The sequence below is a fragment of the Lactobacillus sp. W8093 genome, assembly GCF_016100925.1.
Taxonomy (GTDB): Bacteria; Bacillota; Bacilli; order Lactobacillales; family Lactobacillaceae; genus Lactobacillus; species Lactobacillus helsingborgensis.
Genome location: NZ_JACFRL010000004.1, coordinates 117,752 through 135,287, shown reverse-complemented (window position 1 = coordinate 135,287; position 17,536 = coordinate 117,752). Strand labels below are relative to the sequence as shown.

The window sequence follows — 17,536 nt, the reverse complement described above, 5'->3', positions numbered from 1 at the left end:
AATTCGCCAGTAAATCGCTTACAAAAATCGTTTTTACCAGTATCGTATTATGTGAAAGCAAGAAAGCTTAAATGAGAAAGGAAATTGATTTTATGAAGAAAGAAAAAACAAAATCAGCTCCAATTTTAGTTCAGATGTTTATCTATGCTGCAATTTTGTTTGTAGCACAAATAATTTCTGACTTAATGCCAAAGTCTTTTCCCGTCCCAACTCCAGTAATTGGGTTAGTTTTGCTATATGTTTTATTAACCTTTCATGTTATTAAAGTTGAATGGGTTGATTCTTTTGGTAGTGCATTAATCTCACTGATTGGTTTTATGTTTGTTCCATCTGGAATTTCATTAGCTGCAAATTTGAAGATTATGCAAACGCAGGGATTACAACTAATCATAGTAGTAATTGCATCTACAATCATTTTATTAGTTGTTACTGCCTACACTACAAGATTCTTTAGTTGGGTTATTAGCAAAGTTACTAATAGCCAATTGCATGTAGTCGATCATAAAAAAGTAGGAGATGTTAAGTAATGCAATATATTACTAATCCATTATTTGGCGTATTTTTATCGCTGATTGTATTTTTAATTGGTCAATGGCTATTTAAAAAATCTAAAGGTTTTTTCCTTTTTCAACCATTATTTGTGGCTATGGTCTTAGGAATAGCAATTCTAATTATCTTAGCTAAGTGCTTTGACGTAACAACGGCTACTGTTTATGCTAAAGCCTATAAACCCGGTGGTGACATCATTTTCTGGTTTATCACGCCAGCTACAATTGCTTTCGCAGTGCCATTGTATAAGCGTAACGATGTTGTAAAGAAGAATTGGTTGGTTATTCTTCTAGGTTTGGTTTTCGGTACACTTTTCTCAATGGTCTTGATAACACTTGTTGCTAAAGCAGTTGGTCTAGACGCCGTGGGTATCAAATCAATGCTTAGCCAGTCAGCTACTACTGCAGTTGCAATGCCTCTGACAAAAGCTATTGGTGGCAACGCATCGGTTACTGCCATGGCATGTATACTTAATGCCGTAGTTATCTACGCTTTAGGTAAACAGCTGGTTAAGTGGTTTAATTTAAATAGTGATCCACTGGGAACTGGTCTGGGACTTGGTGCTGCTGGACACACTATTGGTTCAGCTTTTGCCTTGGAAATGGGTTCCATTCAAGGAGCAACTGCTGCTGTAGCAGTTGTGGCAACGGCTTTAGTTGATAATTTGTTAGTTCCTGTTTTTGCCCATGTAATTGGGTTATAAGTTAATAATTAATAGTTTTATGATATTCTGTTTACTTACTCTAAAGCGTGCGAATTGATCGCACGCTTTTTAGATTATCTCGACTTAATTTGAATTAATCATAGTAACAAAATAGTCTTTTTATTTATTTCATTAATAAAACTGTAATATAAGTATTTAAGGTGTCGCTTTCAAAGCAATCTGTTTTTAGTGTATAATGGTTATTAATTGTAAGTAACTTTCGGCTGTACCTCAATTGATGAGGGTGCTGTCAGACAAAGAAACTACACTTTAAAATGAAAAGGAATGACAACAATAATGAAATTTGTTAAATTGAAAAAATTATTTGCTGTAACAACCTTATTAGGCTTAGTTCTTTTAACGTTAAGTGCATGTTCACCAAAGCCACATAAAAGCAACAAAATCTCAATTATGACTACGACGAATGTTTATTCTGATATTGCGCAAAACATAGTCGGTAAATATGGTAAAGCAGAGGCTATTATCAAGAAGTCAGCAGCTGACCCACATGATTTTGAGCCTACAACTAATGATGCCAAAAGATTATCTAATGCAGATATCGTTGTAGAAAATGGTTTAGGCTATGACGGCTGGATGGATAAACTTGCTTCCTCAGTTGACAAAAAGCCAATTAGAGTGGGCGAAGATTTGATGGGCCTTGAAAAGGGCGCTAATCCTCATATTTGGTTTGATTTGACTATGCCTACAAAGTATGTTAATTACTTAGTTAAGAGGCTCAGTCAAAAGGATCCTAAACATGCACGTTATTATCGTAGGAATGGTAAGAAGTATTTAGCTGAGATAGCCCGCGTGCAAAGGTCTTCTGCTAAATTAAACCATCACGTTAAAAAGCCTGTTTACGTTAGTGAGCCCGTGTTTGATTATGCTTTGGCTTCCGTCAATATTAAAGTCGCAAATAAAGATTTCGAAAAGGCAATTCAAAATAACACTGATCCTAGTCCAGCAGCCGTTCAGAAAATGTCTGAGGGTCTTAAAAAACAACAAATTGCATTTTTTGTAGTTAATGAACAGACCTCAAGTTCTACGGTTGATAATTTTATTAAGTTAGCAGAAAAGAATAGTATTCGTATTTTAAAGGTAAGAGAAACTATCCCAGATAATACTAATTATCTCGATTGGATGAAAGATAGTTACCAAGATTTAATTAAGGTCGCTCAAATATAAAGTTATAAGGGGGAAGCAAAATGAAAAAGTTAATTGCTGCTTTGGCATTGGGTGCAAGCATCGCAACTGTAGCAGCTCCAGAGTCATTGGTGGTCCAGGCAAGTACAATCAATGATACTGCAAAACAAAATTCCTATGGTGGCGTGACATATTTGGACCAAATGCTGGCTCAAGAAGGCGTGCAATATAATGATTTTTCCTCCGCTAACCCTATTAATTATCGTAATGGCAAGCCTGAGGGCGTAGTTATTCATGAAACTGCTACACCTAATGCTACAGCGCATAACGAAGCTATCTACTTTAATAGAGAATGGATGAATATTTATGCTTATGTCCATGCCTTTGTAGATAAAACAGGCGTTATTCAAATGACTAGTCCAGACTATGGTGTTTGGGGTGCTGGTCCTGTAGCAAACAACCGCTTTGTTCAAGTCGAATTATGTGAGGAAAACAATCTCGCAGATTTTGCTAAAGGCGTCAATAATGATGCCATTTATGTTGCGCAAATTTTACACCGGTACAATTTAGTCCCTGATAATGCTGTTCATGATGGTCAAGGAACAATATGGTCGCACCATGCTGTGTCTACATTCTTAGGAGGAACAGATCATACCGACCCTGATGGCTATTTTGCTAAATGGGGTTATTCGATGGATGATTTCTTCGATCTGGTTAAATACTATTATGATCAAGGGTCTTCAACTACTAATACTGGTATTGCTGCTTCTGATCCAGTGGTTACTAAGCCTGTTGAAACCAGTAAGCCTGCTAAGAAGCCAGTTTCAAATATTCTACCAAAGCCGGTTGGTACAAAAATTCTGATCCATAATGCATTGGTATATGATGAAAATGGCGTGGCAACTAAACTACCAACTAAAAAAGCAGGCACCAAATTAACTATTTACGGCAATCAGACCATTAAAAAGAGAAAATATCTGCAAATCGGCATTAACCAATATGTAGTTGCCAGCAACGTAGAAGGCAAATTGCAGCGCTTGAGTCACAATGCGTTTATTTATGATGGTACTGGTCAACGAATTGGCACGGGTAAATTATATCGTGGCAATTATGTCCGCACCTATGGTGGACGAGTAAAAATTAAGGGTCGTAAGTATTACCCAATTGATGTTAATCAATTTATCAAAGTGGGCAATTTTAAGTAAAAAGTAAGGAATATAAATTGTCAGATGTTTTAGAAGTAACAAATCTCACTATGAGATTTGACAAGTATACTGTTTTTAAAGACTTGAATTTTAAGTTAAAAAAGGGTTCAATGACTGCGCTTTTAGGGCCTAACGGAACAGGAAAAACAACTTTAATCAATATTCTGATGAATATGCTCACACCAAGTGCGGGTACATTTAAATTTGCTGATGCGGTTCGTTTAGGATATGTGCCGCAATTTCGCAATATTGACGCAGAATATCCGTTATCAATTGAAGCTTTTATCGGTTTGAATGCTCCGGTTGTCAAAAATAGTGCTACAAAACAGGCGATTAAAAAGCAGTTAGAGGAAACTAATTTATATCAAATTAGGAATACCCGTATGGGTGAAGCATCTGGCGGGCAAAAGCAGCGTGCATATCTAGCACAGGCCCTACTTGATAATCCTAATGTTATTATTTTGGATGAAGCCACCGCAAGTCTTGATCCTATGGCTAAGGATGAGTTAATGAAGTTAATCAAGCATTTAAATGGCAAACATAAAATTACTGTTTTGTTTGTCACTCATGATGTTTCATTAGCACGTAAGTATATGCAAAATTATTTGTATTTAAATCACGGTCAAATTGAGCAAGGTGAAATGTCTCAATTTAAGGAGGCATACGAATAATGTTTGCATACGGATTTATGAGAAATGCCTTTTTGGCAAGTACGTTTATTGCAATAACTTGTGGTACTGTCGGTGTCTATGTTGTTGCACGTAATTTTAGTTTTCTGGCACATACGCTGTCAGAAATTGGTTTTGCCGGAGCAGCATTTGCCGTTTGGCTGGGAATCGGACCTTTATGGGGCATGCTTTTATTTACCTTGCTTGGTTCAATTGGTGTTGGCGAGCTGTCCCTTCACAGTGAGCAAAAAGAATCATCAATTAGTGCAATTTCAGCATTATTTACTGGTTTAGGCGTGCTTTTTCTAGCAATTTCTGGCGCAAATAGCAATTACGCCACCAATATTTTGTTTGGCAGCATCATTGGAGTAGATCATCAGGGTGTAATGCAATTGGTAATTTTATCAATTATTGTGCTGCTCTTAATTTTTAGCATTCAGCGGCAATTAAACTTTGATTCTTTTGACCATATTGGTGCTCTTGCGCACGGAGTAAAAACTAATTTCATCAGTGTGATTTTTTTAATTGCTTTGGCAATGTCTGTTTCAATTGGTGCCCAAATTGTTGGCTCACTGTTAGTTTTTATTTTGTTAACTCTGCCGCCGGCAACTGCCAATTATCTTGGCAAAACCATTCCAGCAATGATCGCTTGGTCCGTCTTTTTTGCGTTGATTGGCGTATGGCTGGGACTATATTTAGGCTATATTACTAATTTACCCGTTACATTTTTTATAGCGGTTTTCGAAGTTGCAGTGTATCTTGTTACCTATTTCACACATATTATCAAGCATAAACTATAGGGCATCTAAGTAATTTTCATTTAAAAGTTTGCTTTTCACTATCTTGTGAAAAAATTATACAGTTATAACGCCGTTATTTGAACATTTCTTTTTAAATTTCACTAACTTTTGTAAGCATTTACATGTATAATAGGAAGTAGAAATATTATAGAAAAAGGAGTTTTTAAAATGACATCATATTATAACGGTTTTCCCCAAAGCGATCGTGATGAAGCAATCGATATGATTAATCTCGATGAACTCGAGGAACGTGCAAAGAAGGTCATGCCGGAAGGGGCATATTATTACATTGCTTCTGGTTCTGAAAATGAATGGACATGGCGTAATAACATCTCTGCCTTTAATCATTTTCAAATTGTCCCACGTGCTTTGACTAATATGGATCACCCACAACTTGATACTGAGTTTATGGGTATGAAGTTAAAAACACCAGTGATGATTTCACCAATCGCTTGTCACGGCATCGCTCACAAGGATGCGGAGATTGCCACTCAGAAGGGTGCTGCTGCAGCAGGTGCATTATTCTCATCAAGTACATACGCTAACAAGAGCGTTGAGGATATAGCAGCTGCTGCACCAGATGCTCCGCGTTTCTTCCAGCTTTACCTTAGTAAAGACTGGGGCTTTAACAAGATGGTTTTTGATGCAGTTAAAAAAGCCGGCTACAAGGGAATTTTCCTTACTGTAGACGCTTTAGTATCAGGCTTTCGTGAAGCTAACCTTAGAACTAAGTTTGCTTATCCTGTTCCACTAGACTTCTTTACTCGTTATCAAGGAGCAAAGGGTGAGGGTCAAACTGTTGCTCAAATGTATGCTTCTTCTGCACAAAAGATCGGTCCAGAGGACATTAAACGCATTAAGGAAATGTCTGGTTTGCCAGTATTTGTTAAAGGTGTTGTTTGTGCTGAAGATGCCTACTTGGCTATGGGTGCCGGTGCTGATGGTATTTATGTAACTAACCATGGTGGCCGTGAAGTTGACTGTGGTCCTGCAACAATTGATATGTTGCCTGAAATTGCTAAAGCTGTTAACCACCGTGTACCAATTGTCTTTGATTCCGGTGTTCGTCGTGGTTCTCATGTCTTTAAGGCATTAGCTCTTGGTGCCGATATGGTCGGTATTGGTCGTCCATATCTCTATGGTTTAGCATTAGGTGGTGCTAAAGGTGTTCAATCAGTTATTGAACAACTCAATCAAGAATTATTAATTGATATGCAATTAACCGGCTGCAAGACAATTGAAGATGTCAAGCACGCTAAGATTACTCATATCAATTACACTGCTGACAACTTGAAGTCAAATACTGATCCTTCAAGAGTTAAGCCTTACCCAGTAACTGCTGAAAATCAATTAAAAGAAAATGATTCAGACGCTGTCACTGGTGCTTCACAAGCTTAATTAAAATAAATAATAAAACCACTCCACATATTTTAGCTTTTTAAACTAAATAAGGAGTGGTTTTTTATTGCTTAAAAAAGTATAGCCATTAAGTAATATTTGTAATTTTATTTTTATATCTTTATAATTGCTATCATAAAAACAAATGTGGAGGAAAAATATGAAGAAAGCGTGGAGATTGATTGAAGCACTGCTTGTGACAGTTTTAATGTTAACTTTAGTGCCTCAAAAAACAAGTGCAGCTGACAAGCAGGAAGCAAGAACTGATAATTATCTGCGAAATGTCAAGCGCAAGGGTGAATTGGTGATGGGAACTAGTCCCGATTTTCCTCCTTACGAATTTGTCAAAAACGTTAATGGCAAATCTAAAGTTGTGGGCATGGATATTGAAGTCGGCAAAAAAGTTGCCCGCGATATGGGCGTGAAACTTGTTGTGCGGACAATGGATTTTGACTCTCTATTAGTAGCTCTTGAAACTGGAAAAGTAGACATGGTTATTTCAGGAATGGACGCAACACCCAAAAGAGCACAAAGTGTAGATTTTAGCCGTGCATATTATAAAAGTGGTCAAAACCTGTTGATCAGGACTGAAGATAAGGATAAATATCACGATTATAAATCTTTTGCTGGTAAGGCGATAGGTGCCCAAACTGGCAGTATGCAAGCTACTTTAATTAAGCAGCAAGCTAAGAAATCCAAGTTGAAAACCATGGATAAAGATAATGATTTGGTCCTTGGCTTAAAAACGCACAAGTTTGACGCCGTAGCCGTGGATAAGGCTACGGCAGAAGCTTTTGCCAAAAATACTTCGGGGATTATGGTCATTCCGTCTGGCTTTAGGGTGGATTCTGCCGGCTCCTCAATTGCTTTTCATAAAGGAGCTAAGAGTTTAGTTAAACAAGCTAATAAATCAATTGCTGAAATTAAGCAAAAAGATTTAATTAACCAAAAATATTTACCTAAGACAGGTAAGTATTTAGCTGGAGGCAAAAGCAAAAAAGAAAACAAGGCTTCTAACTCCATGTGGGCATATAAAGACTTCTTTATTGCTGGTGTAGGGTATACCTTGTTTATTTCTGCTATTTCAGTATTTTTCGGCTTTTTACTAGGGGCAATATTGGCATTTATGCGCCTAGGGCGCAATCAAATAGTCCGGTCTGTTGCTACTGCATACGTTGAATTTGTCCGCGGGACGCCTTTAATGGTACAACTACTATTTATTTATTTTGGGCTCGGTTTAATCATCAATATTCCAGCTTTACTATCTGGTATTATTGCGGTGTCCCTTAATTCAGCTGCCTATGTGGCAGAAGTTATTCGCTCGGGAATTAGCTCCATTGCTGTTGGTCAGACAGAAGCTTCCCGCTCTCTCGGGCTTTCTCGCACTGCCACTATGCGTTATGTCATAATGCCCCAGGCAATGAAAAATATTTGGCCGGCTCTGGGGAATGAGTTTGTGTCGCTGATTAAGGAAAGTTCCATTGTTTCTGTAATTGGTGTTAAAGATTTAATTTATCAATCACGGATAGTTCAAGCCGATACATACCGCGGGGTTATGCCATTGGTAATTACAATGATTTTATATTTCATCATTACTTTTGGCCTGTCCAGCTTAATGAAAGTATTTGAAAGGAAAATGAATCATGACTGATAAATCACCGGTAATAAAAGTTGAACATTTGCAAAAAAACTTTGGCAATAATAAAGTTCTCAAAGATATTAATGCAGAGGTCAACGAGGGGCAGGTTATTTGCTTAATTGGTCCATCTGGTGCAGGGAAAAGTACTTTTTTGCGTTGCTTGAACTTGTTAGATCAACCGTCATCCGGCAAAGTCATTTTTGAAAATAAGGAATTGACCGCACTGAGTGAAGACCAACTTGATCAATTACGTGAAAAAATGGGAATGGTGTTTCAGCAGTTTAACTTGTTCCCACATATGAGTATTATTGAAAATATCAAGCTAGCGCCAATGAAAGTAAAAGGTATGTCCAGTAAAGATGCTGAAGCTAAGGGACTTGAGCTTTTGCAGCAAGTAGGCTTGGAAGATAAAGCCGACGCTTTTCCAGCTAGTCTGTCAGGAGGTCAGCAGCAGCGTGTTGCTATAGCACGTGCCCTAGCAATGGATCCAGAAGTGATGCTTTTTGATGAGCCGACATCTGCTCTTGATCCGGAAATGGTAGGAGAAGTACTTAAAGTCATGCAGGATTTGGCGCAAAAAGGGATGACTATGGTAGTGGTAACTCACGAAATGGGCTTTGCTAAAAATGTGGCAGATGAAGTATGGTTTATGGCAGATGGGTATATTCAAGAAAAAGCTGCTCCCCAACAATTTTTTACTCAGCCACAGACTCAGCGCGCTCAGGACTTTTTAGCAAGAGTGCTAGAAGCATAAAAAGGAGATAAATATGGAAAAAGCGCGTGCACTTAAAATTCTGACGGACTTAATGGCGATAAATTCAGCTAATGACCATGAGAGTGTGGTTGCTGACTATCTGACTTCATTGTTTGAACAGTATTCTGTTCAGATTGTTAGAGTGTCTTATTCTGCTGGTAGAGATAATCTGGTTATTACGATTGGTGATCATGGTCCGCTTCTGGGCTTTTCTGGACATGAAGATGTGGTTTCTGCAGGAGAATTGTCTAACTGGCAAACACCGCCGTTTACACCCACTATTAAAGATGACAAAATTTATGGTCGGGGCGCAAGTGATATGAAATCTGGTCTGGCAGCGATGGTAGTGGCAATGCTGGACTTACTTGAAAGTGGTAAGGATTTGCCGGGACGTATTAGACTGTTAGCTTCTGTGGGAGAAGAAACCGGAGAATACGGTGCAGCCCAACTGGTTAAAGAGAGTTACGCCTCTGATTTAGACGGACTGGTAATTGGCGAGCCCTCGAACTTTGATGTTCGCGTTACACATAAGGGAGTAATTGATTATTATGTCTACTCTCAAGGAGAGTGCGTTCATTCTTCAACTCCTGAAAAGGGTAAAAATGCCATTATGCCTCTTATTTCTTTTGCTCAAGAGGCTCAGCAATTAATGTCTAGTCACCAAAAGCAAGATCCCGTTTTAGGATCTTTAACACACGTAATTAGTCAAATTCATGGTGGCAGTCAAATTAATTCAGTGCCTGACAGAGCGTGGTTATCAGGCAATATTAGAACGACACCTTTATATCCTAACCAGCAAATTTACGCTGAACTTGAACGTATTGTTGCTGATCTCAATGAACAAGGAGCGCAGCTCAATATCCGCTACAGCTTTCCTGAAGTGCCACTTCCTGACCAATCCGGAAGTAAATTAGCTAAACTGGCACGGCAAGTGGTGGAGCAGAAAATCGGGCGGCCGAGCCAATTTACAGCTGGAACCGGTGCGACAGATGCTTCGGAATATATTCAAGCAGGAGATTTTCCTATTATTATTCTAGGACCTGCAGCAGGAACAACGGACCATGAACCAAATGAATTTGTTGAAATAGCAGCATATATAGATGGGTGCCGTCTTTATCAAGAATTGGCATGGGAATTTTGGAATTCAAATATATAAATAAAAAATAAAACCCGCTTCTTGAATGAGTCAGAAGTGGGTTTTTTGATGTAAGAAATTATAATTTTACATACTTGTTATATTATTTGTTGTTAAAAGTTGCAAGTATTAACTGAAATTATTTTGAACAATTTCCTTAAATTCAGCTAAGCGTTTGGCAAAAGTGGCAAATGCTTCTTCCAAATATTCAGGTTGAGTCATGTCAACGCCTGCTTTTTTCATAATTTCAACCGGATAGTCACTTGAACCAGATTTTAAAAAGTTAATGTAAGCTTTCGTTTGTTCTTCGGTGCCATGAACAACGTTATTAGCTAAAGCTGTAGCTGCAGCAAAACCTGTAGCGTACTGATAGACATAGAAATTGTAGTAAAAGTGGGGAATTCTGGTCCACTCTTTGGCAATTTCTCCGCCCGGTTCAACGCAATCGCCATAGTAGCGCTGGTTAAGTTCACCATAGCATTTATTTAGCCGGTCAGCAGTTAAAGGCTCACCCTGAGCATCCATTTCGTGAATTTTTTGTTCAAATTCGGCGAATTGAGCTTGTCTGAATAAAGTCCCTTTAAATGAATCTAAGTAGTAATTAAGAACAAATGCACGTGTTTTAGGATCTTTTACATGGGCTAAAAAGTATTCGGTCAGGATGTTTTCGTTAGTAGTTGAGGCAATTTCGGCAACAAATATAGGATAATTACCATAAACGTAAGGCTGATTTTGTCTCGTATACATACTGTGAACTGAATGTCCCGTTTCGTGTACTAAAGTATACAGAGAATCAATATTATCCTCCCAGTTAAGGAGTTCATAAGCGTCCGTATCATAGCAGCCACCGGAATAAGCACCTGTAACTTTATTTTTTGATTCAACCACATCAATTACCCGATTATTGAAAATATAGTCTACCTGTTTTAAATAATCTGCTCCAAGTGGTTGCAACGCTTTTTGCGCTTCCGCTTTGGCTGCGTCAAATGTATAGCTTAAAGATGGTTTGCCTGTCAGGGGCACATAGATGTCCCACATTTGCAGGTCTTTTAAACCTAAAATTTGTTTACGCAGAGCCACATATTCATGTAGTAAGTCTATATGCTTGTTTACCTCTGCAATTAAGGTATCGTAAACAGCTGCCGGTACATTGTTTTCGTTAATCGCGCAATCGCGGGCTGATTTATAATGATGAACGCGCGCATAATAGTTATGCTTTTTGACTACTCCAGAAAGAGTGGCCGCCAATGAGTTTTGGTATTGACCGTATGTGGCATACATGGCGTCAAAAGCTTCCTTGCGGATATTTCTGTTTTGCGATTGGATTAGTAGGGAATATAATCCTTCCGATAATTGCACCATTTCGCCGTCATCATTTTGCGTGTAACCAAATTCCATATCCGAATTAGTCAGCACATTATAGGTGTTTTCAGAAGCAGACATTGCATCTCCAGCATCGGCAACTAATTTTTCTTCTTGAGCAGATAAAGTATATGGTCGCATTCTGGTAATCTGATCCAATAAATGATTGTAATCAGCTAGTCTTGGTTCTTCGCGTTTAAAGGCGGCTAATTTCTCAGGGGAAAGGCTTAAAATTGCAGGAGCCATAAAAGCGGTAGCGGCATCAAATTGATTACCTAGTCCTTGTACTTGAGAAACTAAACCTAAATAGTGGGCATCTTTGGTATCGACATCACTGGACAAACTGGCATAAGTATAAACTTTTTCCAAGTGGCGAGTAACTGCAAATATTTGCGTAATCCCGTCATATAAAGAGGTTCCCGAAGTAGTAAAATTATCTTTGATAGTGCTTAAAGCTGGTATTTCTTTTTTAACACGTGTATATTCATCTTCCCAGTCTTCATCAGATTTGAATATTCTGGTTAAGTCCCATTTAAGATTTTCAGGGACGTCTTTTCTTTTAGGAATTGTCATATAAATTCTCCTTTTTTGATCTATTTAAGTAAATTATACTAAAGAATAAAAAATAAGATATTATTAATTATAAGTGATATTATTTTAATTCAAGTTTGAAAGTGATAAAAATATAACATGGAAAACTACGAAAGGGATTAAATAGAGTAATGAATTCAAACTCAAAACGCAGAGAGGACTATCATAAAAAGCGTTCTTCTCTGAATCTTCATCGTAATCTTGCTTTAGCAGCACCGTCTAAGGTTTTTAAAGGTAGTGTTTGTGCCCGAATAGTTGGTATTTTATTGGTTCTATGTGTCAGCTTTGGTTTAGCTTGGGTAGCTCATATGTATTTTGCTTTACATAGCGCAATAGATGGTAATGGTGGCAACTATGCCACTTCTGCTAGAATTGCCAACAAGCAGCCGATTTCCGTTTTGATTCTTGGTGTCGATCAGGGACTAGAGGGGCGCCACGATAAAGGCAATTCGGACACTATTATTTTAGCTACTGCCAATCCTAGTAAGAATAAAGCGACAATGACTTCTATTCCTCGTGATACCCTTGCTAACATTTTAGGTGATCCGGGAAATAAGTACAACATGTTTCGGGTTAATTCAGCTTATGGCGTTGGCGGCAGTTCTGCTTCTATGAGAACAGTTTCTGCTTTAATTGGCGTACCAATTCATTATTATGTTGAAGTTAATATGAAGGCGTTAAAGAGCTTGGTTAATGCGGTTGGTGGAGTCGACGTTAAAGTACCATTTAGTTTTTCTTATGATTGGTGCGATTTTCATAAAGGAAAACAACATTTAAACGGGCGTCACGCAGTTGCTTATGTCAGAATGCGTCATGATGATCCTCGAGGTGATTATGGTAGACAAATGCGCCAGAGGCAAGTCATTACAGCGGTCGTTCATAAGGCAATTTCTGTTGACTCAATTGCTAATTACCGTAAACTAGTTAATATTTTTTCTAAGTATGTCAAAACAAACCTGACTTTCAATGACATGTTGGCTCTAGCGCTCACTTACCGTGGCTGCTCTGAAAACATTGCTAGCGGTTATATTCAAGGTCACGATGCCTGGATCAATGGTTCTTCCATTCAAGTTGCCTCTACTCAGCAATTACAAAAGGCATCTGACAAGATACGTGCCAATCTTGACTTAGAAAAGAAAGTATTGGATAATGATGAAACGAAGCTCAACAAGCTAAACGAGCAAAATAACCATATTAAATGGAAGGACCCTAATCCGTTTACGAATTATCAAATTTATCATTCAGTAGTAACTGATGAAACAAATAACAATTCTACGGGAAATACTGGTGGCAATAATACTACTGGTCAATAGTTATTTCTTAAAGAAGGAGGAAAATAAACATGCGTAAGCAATCAGCGTTTTTAATTGCTTATGGGACAATATCAGCACTTATTGCGTTTATTGCCGTAATATTCATTTGCTTACGCACGTTGCACTGGAATCTGTCAATCTCTATTTTGGTTGCAAGCGTATTTGCCTTATTTTTCTTTATTCTTTCATGGTTTCGGGGACATGCTTCTGCTGAAATCAAACGGATTACACGTGAATTTCATTTAACTAATGAAGATTTAGCTAATATTACTGGAATGAAAGCAAGCGACTTTCCAATTTACAATAATAAACTGCAATTAATTTTGCCTAAGCGTTATTGGCCTAAAATATTGGATGCTCTGCAGAAATATGAACAAGAAAGAAAGTAAAAGATGGGTAAATCGCCCATCTTTTTTAATTTGCGCGCATATAGGGCAATGGTAGGTTAGCTATAATACAAGTGAGATATTTTAAATAAATCAAGGGAGATGTAGGATGAGTTTACTCACAGTTAAAAATTTGGGACAGGGCTTTGAAGACAAGACATTATACGAAAACAGCAGTTTTGTTCTCAATAAAGAAGATCACATGGGAGTTACTGGTCAAAACGGTGTTGGTAAATCTACCTTGATTAAAATTTTAACTGGCGAAATACTTCCTGACGAAGGACAGGTAAAATGGCAAAATAAGGTAACGGTTGGCTATCTTGATCAATATGCTAAATTAAAGCAGGGTGTAACTATCCGCCAATTTTTACGCACAGCTTTTGCACAACTTTATCATAAAGAGAAAGAGCTTAATGCTTTATATGAAAAATATGCGGTTACTGGTGATGATTCTTTGCTTGAAAAGGCAGGCAAAGTACAGACTTTCTTGGAAGAAAATGATTTTTACGGCATAGACACTGAAATAGAGCGTGTTGCTTCTGGATTGGGGTTAGCAGAACTAGGATATGACCATGATGTCAGTGAGCTTTCTGGTGGCCAAAGGTCGAAAATCATTCTGGCTAAGTTATTATTACAAAAGCCGGAAGTTTTACTTTTAGACGAACCTACTAATTACCTAGATGTTTCTCATATAGATTGGCTAGTTGATTATCTCAATGACTTCACTGGTGCTTTTATTGTTGTGAGTCATGATTATGATTTTTTGGGTAGGATTGCGAATTGTATTATTGATATCGATCTGGGGACAATCACTCGTTATACTGGCTCGCTTAAGCAAGCAATGCGCCAAAAAGAGGCTAACCGTGAGACATACATGAAAGCCTATAGCAACCAGCAGCGCAAAATTGCTAAAACCGAGGCATATATCCGTAAAAATAAGGCAGGTACCCGTTCTAAAAGTGCAAAATCGCGTGCAAGACAGCTTGCTAAAATGGAAGTGTTAACCCCGCCTAAAGGAAACCATAAGCCTCACTTTACATTTCCTTATGTTGCGACAGCTACTAATTTACTTTTGCAGACGCAGGATCTAGTAATCGGTTATGATCATGCTCTTGTCAAAGAGGCGTTTAACTTTTCAGTGGGCGGTAATGAAAAAGTTGCTATTACTGGTTTTAACGGTATCGGTAAGACAACTTTGTTAAAAACTTTACTTGATCAAATTGACCCGATTTTTGGTACATTTAAATTATCTGAAACCGCCAAAATTGCTTATTTTAAGCAGGATTTGACCTGGCCTAATAATAATATGACGCCGCTGCAATATTTACAGGAAAATTTTAACCGCATCAAGCCTAAGGAATTAAGAGGTGCTTTAGCAAGGTTGGGAGTTAGCGCCCAGCAAGCTATGAGTCCCTTAAAAAAATTATCTGGAGGAGAGCAGGAAAAGGTAAAATTAGCTAAAATGCAGTTTGAACCTGCTAATTTATTATTTTTAGATGAGCCCACCAATCATTTGGACCGTGATTCTAAAGATGCCTTGCGACAAGCGATTGTCAAATTCCCAGGAGGAGTTATTATCGTTAGCCATGAACGCGACTTTTTCCAGGGTAATTGGATTGATAAAACTATTGATATTGAAACTATGAATAAAATTTGAGGTAACAAGATGGATGCTACTAAACGAGGTGAGACCTTTTATCAGGATTTGCTTGATACATGCCTAACCGCTGGAGAATTAATGATTGAGGGCGGCAGTGAAATGTACCGGGTCGAAGATACAATGATGCGAATTGCTAAGAGTGCGGGTGAGCCTGACCCACGTGTGTTTGTCGTACCTACCGGTGTTTTTATGAGCTTAGATCACGGCAATTATTGTCAAACGCTACTAGTTCATGAACGCAATATCAATCTTGAGCTGGTTGATCGGATTAATTCTTTATCACGGGCATTTGCTGAACAAAAAATCACCTTGCAGGAAGTTAAACGCGAAGTTAATAATATAGCCAGTGGTGGTTTTCCTACTTTTCCTGTCTGGTTGCAAACTATTGGGGCAGCAATTTTGAGTGCTACTCTCATGGTTATGTTTATGAATAATTATGACTGGATTGACTTTCCGGCGGCCGCAATAGTTGGTGCAACCGGTTTTATTTCTTTTTATTATTTTAAACGATTTACGAATGTTAAATTCTTGTCTGAATTGGTGGCAGCGGTAATTATGACAGTGCTAGCGGCAGGGTTAGTCCATATCTTTCCGCAAATGATCATCGACCATATTTTAACGGGAGCGCTAATGCCGCTAGTTCCTGGCTTAGCCTTAACGAATGCACTACGGGATTTATTTAAAGGTGATATTCTTTCGGGTATGGTCAAAATTTGTGAAGCCCTTTTAACTGCATTTGCATTAGGAGGCGGCGTCGGTATTGTTTTGAAATTTTTGGGAGCATAAAAATGTCATTTGGAATTGAATTATTAATTAATATTGCATTTGCCTATTTGGCTTCCGCGGGATTTGCTTTGACAATCAATGTACCCCGGCGCGTAATTAATCTTGCCGGTATCAGTGGTGTCACTAGTTGGATAATCTACTGGCTGGCGATGCGTGCTTCGATGGGTCGTCTTTTGTCAAATCTGCTAGGCTCATTTGCTATTGGCATTTTGGGCATAATTTTTGCGCGAATGAAAAAATGCCCGGCCACAGTTTTTTACATTCCCGCGATTGTTCCTCTTGTACCGGGAGTTCCGGCTTATCAAGCAGTACGTGAATTGACTTCAGGCAATCTTAGGGGCGCTAATGATGCGGTTTTGCGTGTAATAATTGTAACCGGCTCAATAGCTTTGGGCATGCTTTTGTCCAGTATGTGTGTCGAAATCTTTTTTAGGATAAAAAAATTTTACAAAAACAAATTAAATAAGTATAATAATTAATGCGAGTCGACAAAAACGCGAGATGCGTATTTGTATGAGGACACCCGTCTTAAGTGGCAGGCACGGGAAGTGCTGGTGGTTGACCAACCTGATGTGAACAGAAGTAGTCACCTATTATTTTATTAATGGGCCTCGATTTAAAAAGAGCAGATTCTTAATTGAATCTGCTCTTTTTTATTCTAAATATAAGGCTTGCTTTCCTTGTTGATTAAAACTTCTTTCCAAGTTTTTCCACGGAATTGCTTTATTTTTATGACCAAAAGGATCGTTTACGTAAACAATACGTGCTTTTTTATCAAAGCCCGTGATGACACAAGCATGTGAAGAAGGGGTGACGTGTACTTCTCCTTGAGCTGTTTGCCAAGTTTGCATGTCGCCTACATGGTTAAAATTGGTCGTTGTAATGATTAAAACTGGATGACCATCAGAAACCAATTTTATTACTTGGATAAAGTCGTGGTTAGTGAAATTTCTAATGCGATTTGTATATTTAAGTCCAACTTGTTCTAAAGGTTCATTATAAACACACCAGCCTGCATTTGCCTGACTCATATAACCAACAAAACCCACATGAGGATTACCGCGGTACTTGCCATTATCAGTGTATGAAGACACGTGTTTAATGTTTTCTGAGAGGTCAAGTTTATTAACTTTAATACCATAGTAACGCAAAAGCATCGATAAAGAGGTAACTTCACAGCCATTAGGTAGGTCAGGATATTGATTCTCTAACGGTACGTCTAATTTTTGAGTAGACTTCAGTGTTAACCAATCATAGCGGTCTTTAAAACCAGACGAGTTACAGAAAGCAAAAACTAATCCGAGTAAGAAGACCCCAAAGAATAAAATCAAAATAGCTTTAAAGGAAAATCTGTTCTTTTTCATAAAGCTATTTAAACATAGGTTGATTGATAAAAGCAAAAAATCGCTCAAATTAATGAGCGACTTTGCTAAATTTTATTTTT

17 protein-coding genes are annotated in these 17,536 nt (G+C 38.1%); 15 read left to right on the top strand and 2 right to left on the bottom strand.

All coding sequences use genetic code 11. The features are described from left to right. Nucleotides 1–92 precede the first annotated feature (92 nt). The 10 genes from H3T47_RS04050 (at nucleotide 93) to H3T47_RS04005 (ending at nucleotide 10,015) form a co-directional block, all read left to right on the top strand. Nucleotides 93–527: a CidA/LrgA family protein gene (locus tag H3T47_RS04050; RefSeq protein ID WP_038525050.1), complete on the top strand. Its 435-nt coding sequence runs from the start codon at nucleotides 93–95 to the stop codon at nucleotides 525–527. Next, nucleotides 527–1,252 carry an LrgB family protein gene (locus H3T47_RS04045; RefSeq protein ID WP_038524191.1) on the top strand — a complete coding sequence of 242 codons (726 nt, stop codon included), beginning with the start codon at nucleotides 527–529 and terminating at the stop codon, nucleotides 1,250–1,252. Before H3T47_RS04050 ends, H3T47_RS04045 begins: the two co-directional genes overlap by 1 nt. A 297-nt stretch (nucleotides 1,253–1,549) precedes the next feature. Next, nucleotides 1,550–2,437, top strand: a complete 888-nt coding sequence (locus tag H3T47_RS04040) for a metal ABC transporter solute-binding protein, Zn/Mn family (RefSeq protein ID WP_199282630.1) — start codon at nucleotides 1,550–1,552, stop codon at nucleotides 2,435–2,437. Nucleotides 2,438–2,457: 20 nt separating this feature from the next. Continuing rightward, a complete protein-coding gene (locus tag H3T47_RS04035; protein ID WP_199282629.1) occupies nucleotides 2,458–3,600 on the top strand; it encodes an SLAP domain-containing protein in 1,143 nt (380 codons plus the stop codon). Nucleotides 3,601–3,650: 50 nt separating this feature from the next. Beyond that, a complete protein-coding gene (locus tag H3T47_RS04030; protein ID WP_199282660.1) occupies nucleotides 3,651–4,271 on the top strand; it encodes a metal ABC transporter ATP-binding protein in 621 nt (206 codons plus the stop codon). Then, nucleotides 4,271–5,068 (top strand): metal ABC transporter permease, encoded by a 798-nt coding sequence (locus H3T47_RS04025; RefSeq protein ID WP_109918782.1) that lies wholly within the window; start codon nucleotides 4,271–4,273, stop codon nucleotides 5,066–5,068. Before H3T47_RS04030 ends, H3T47_RS04025 begins: the two co-directional genes overlap by 1 nt. Before the next feature lie 168 nt (nucleotides 5,069–5,236). Next, entirely contained in the window at nucleotides 5,237–6,466 is a 1,230-nt protein-coding gene (locus H3T47_RS04020) for a lactate oxidase (RefSeq protein WP_046327617.1), read from the top strand. Between the two features lie 160 nt (nucleotides 6,467–6,626). Beyond that, nucleotides 6,627–8,117, top strand: coding sequence for an ABC transporter substrate-binding protein/permease (locus tag H3T47_RS04015; RefSeq protein WP_199282628.1), 1,491 nt, complete (start codon nucleotides 6,627–6,629; stop codon nucleotides 8,115–8,117). Then, nucleotides 8,110–8,859: an amino acid ABC transporter ATP-binding protein gene (locus tag H3T47_RS04010; RefSeq protein WP_199282627.1), complete on the top strand. Its 750-nt coding sequence runs from the start codon at nucleotides 8,110–8,112 to the stop codon at nucleotides 8,857–8,859. Before H3T47_RS04015 ends, H3T47_RS04010 begins: the two co-directional genes overlap by 8 nt. A 13-nt stretch (nucleotides 8,860–8,872) precedes the next feature. Then, a complete protein-coding gene (locus H3T47_RS04005; protein WP_199282626.1) occupies nucleotides 8,873–10,015 on the top strand; it encodes an ArgE/DapE family deacylase in 1,143 nt (380 codons plus the stop codon). A 108-nt stretch (nucleotides 10,016–10,123) separates the two neighbouring features. Here the strand turns inward: H3T47_RS04005 and pepF are convergent, their stop codons facing one another. Further along, nucleotides 10,124–11,929, bottom strand: a complete 1,806-nt coding sequence (pepF, locus tag H3T47_RS04000; protein ID WP_199282625.1) for an oligoendopeptidase F — start codon at nucleotides 11,927–11,929, stop codon at nucleotides 10,124–10,126. A 149-nt stretch (nucleotides 11,930–12,078) separates the two neighbouring features. Here pepF and H3T47_RS03995 point away from each other — a divergent pair, with 149 nt between their 5' ends. From H3T47_RS03995 to H3T47_RS03975, 5 genes are all read left to right on the top strand, one after another. Further along, nucleotides 12,079–13,260, top strand: coding sequence for an LCP family protein (locus H3T47_RS03995; protein WP_109918778.1), 1,182 nt, complete (start codon nucleotides 12,079–12,081; stop codon nucleotides 13,258–13,260). A 29-nt stretch (nucleotides 13,261–13,289) separates the two neighbouring features. Further along, nucleotides 13,290–13,649, top strand: a complete 360-nt coding sequence (locus H3T47_RS03990; RefSeq protein ID WP_199282624.1) for a hypothetical protein — start codon at nucleotides 13,290–13,292, stop codon at nucleotides 13,647–13,649. Nucleotides 13,650–13,755: 106 nt separating this feature from the next. After that, nucleotides 13,756–15,303 carry an ABC-F family ATP-binding cassette domain-containing protein gene (locus H3T47_RS03985; protein WP_199282623.1) on the top strand — a complete coding sequence of 516 codons (1,548 nt, stop codon included), beginning with the start codon at nucleotides 13,756–13,758 and terminating at the stop codon, nucleotides 15,301–15,303. Nucleotides 15,304–15,312: 9 nt separating this feature from the next. After that, nucleotides 15,313–16,092 (top strand): threonine/serine exporter family protein, encoded by a 780-nt coding sequence (locus tag H3T47_RS03980; RefSeq protein ID WP_046327609.1) that lies wholly within the window; start codon nucleotides 15,313–15,315, stop codon nucleotides 16,090–16,092. A gap of 2 nt (nucleotides 16,093–16,094) precedes the next feature. Next, complete coding sequence (locus H3T47_RS03975) at nucleotides 16,095–16,571, top strand: threonine/serine exporter family protein (protein WP_199282622.1); 477 nt, start codon at nucleotides 16,095–16,097, stop codon at nucleotides 16,569–16,571. Nucleotides 16,572–16,745: 174 nt separating this feature from the next. On the opposite strand, the gene H3T47_RS03970 is transcribed toward H3T47_RS03975, so the two are convergent. Next, nucleotides 16,746–17,456: a C39 family peptidase gene (locus H3T47_RS03970; protein ID WP_046327607.1), complete on the bottom strand. Its 711-nt coding sequence runs from the start codon at nucleotides 17,454–17,456 to the stop codon at nucleotides 16,746–16,748. Nucleotides 17,457–17,536 lie beyond the last annotated feature (80 nt).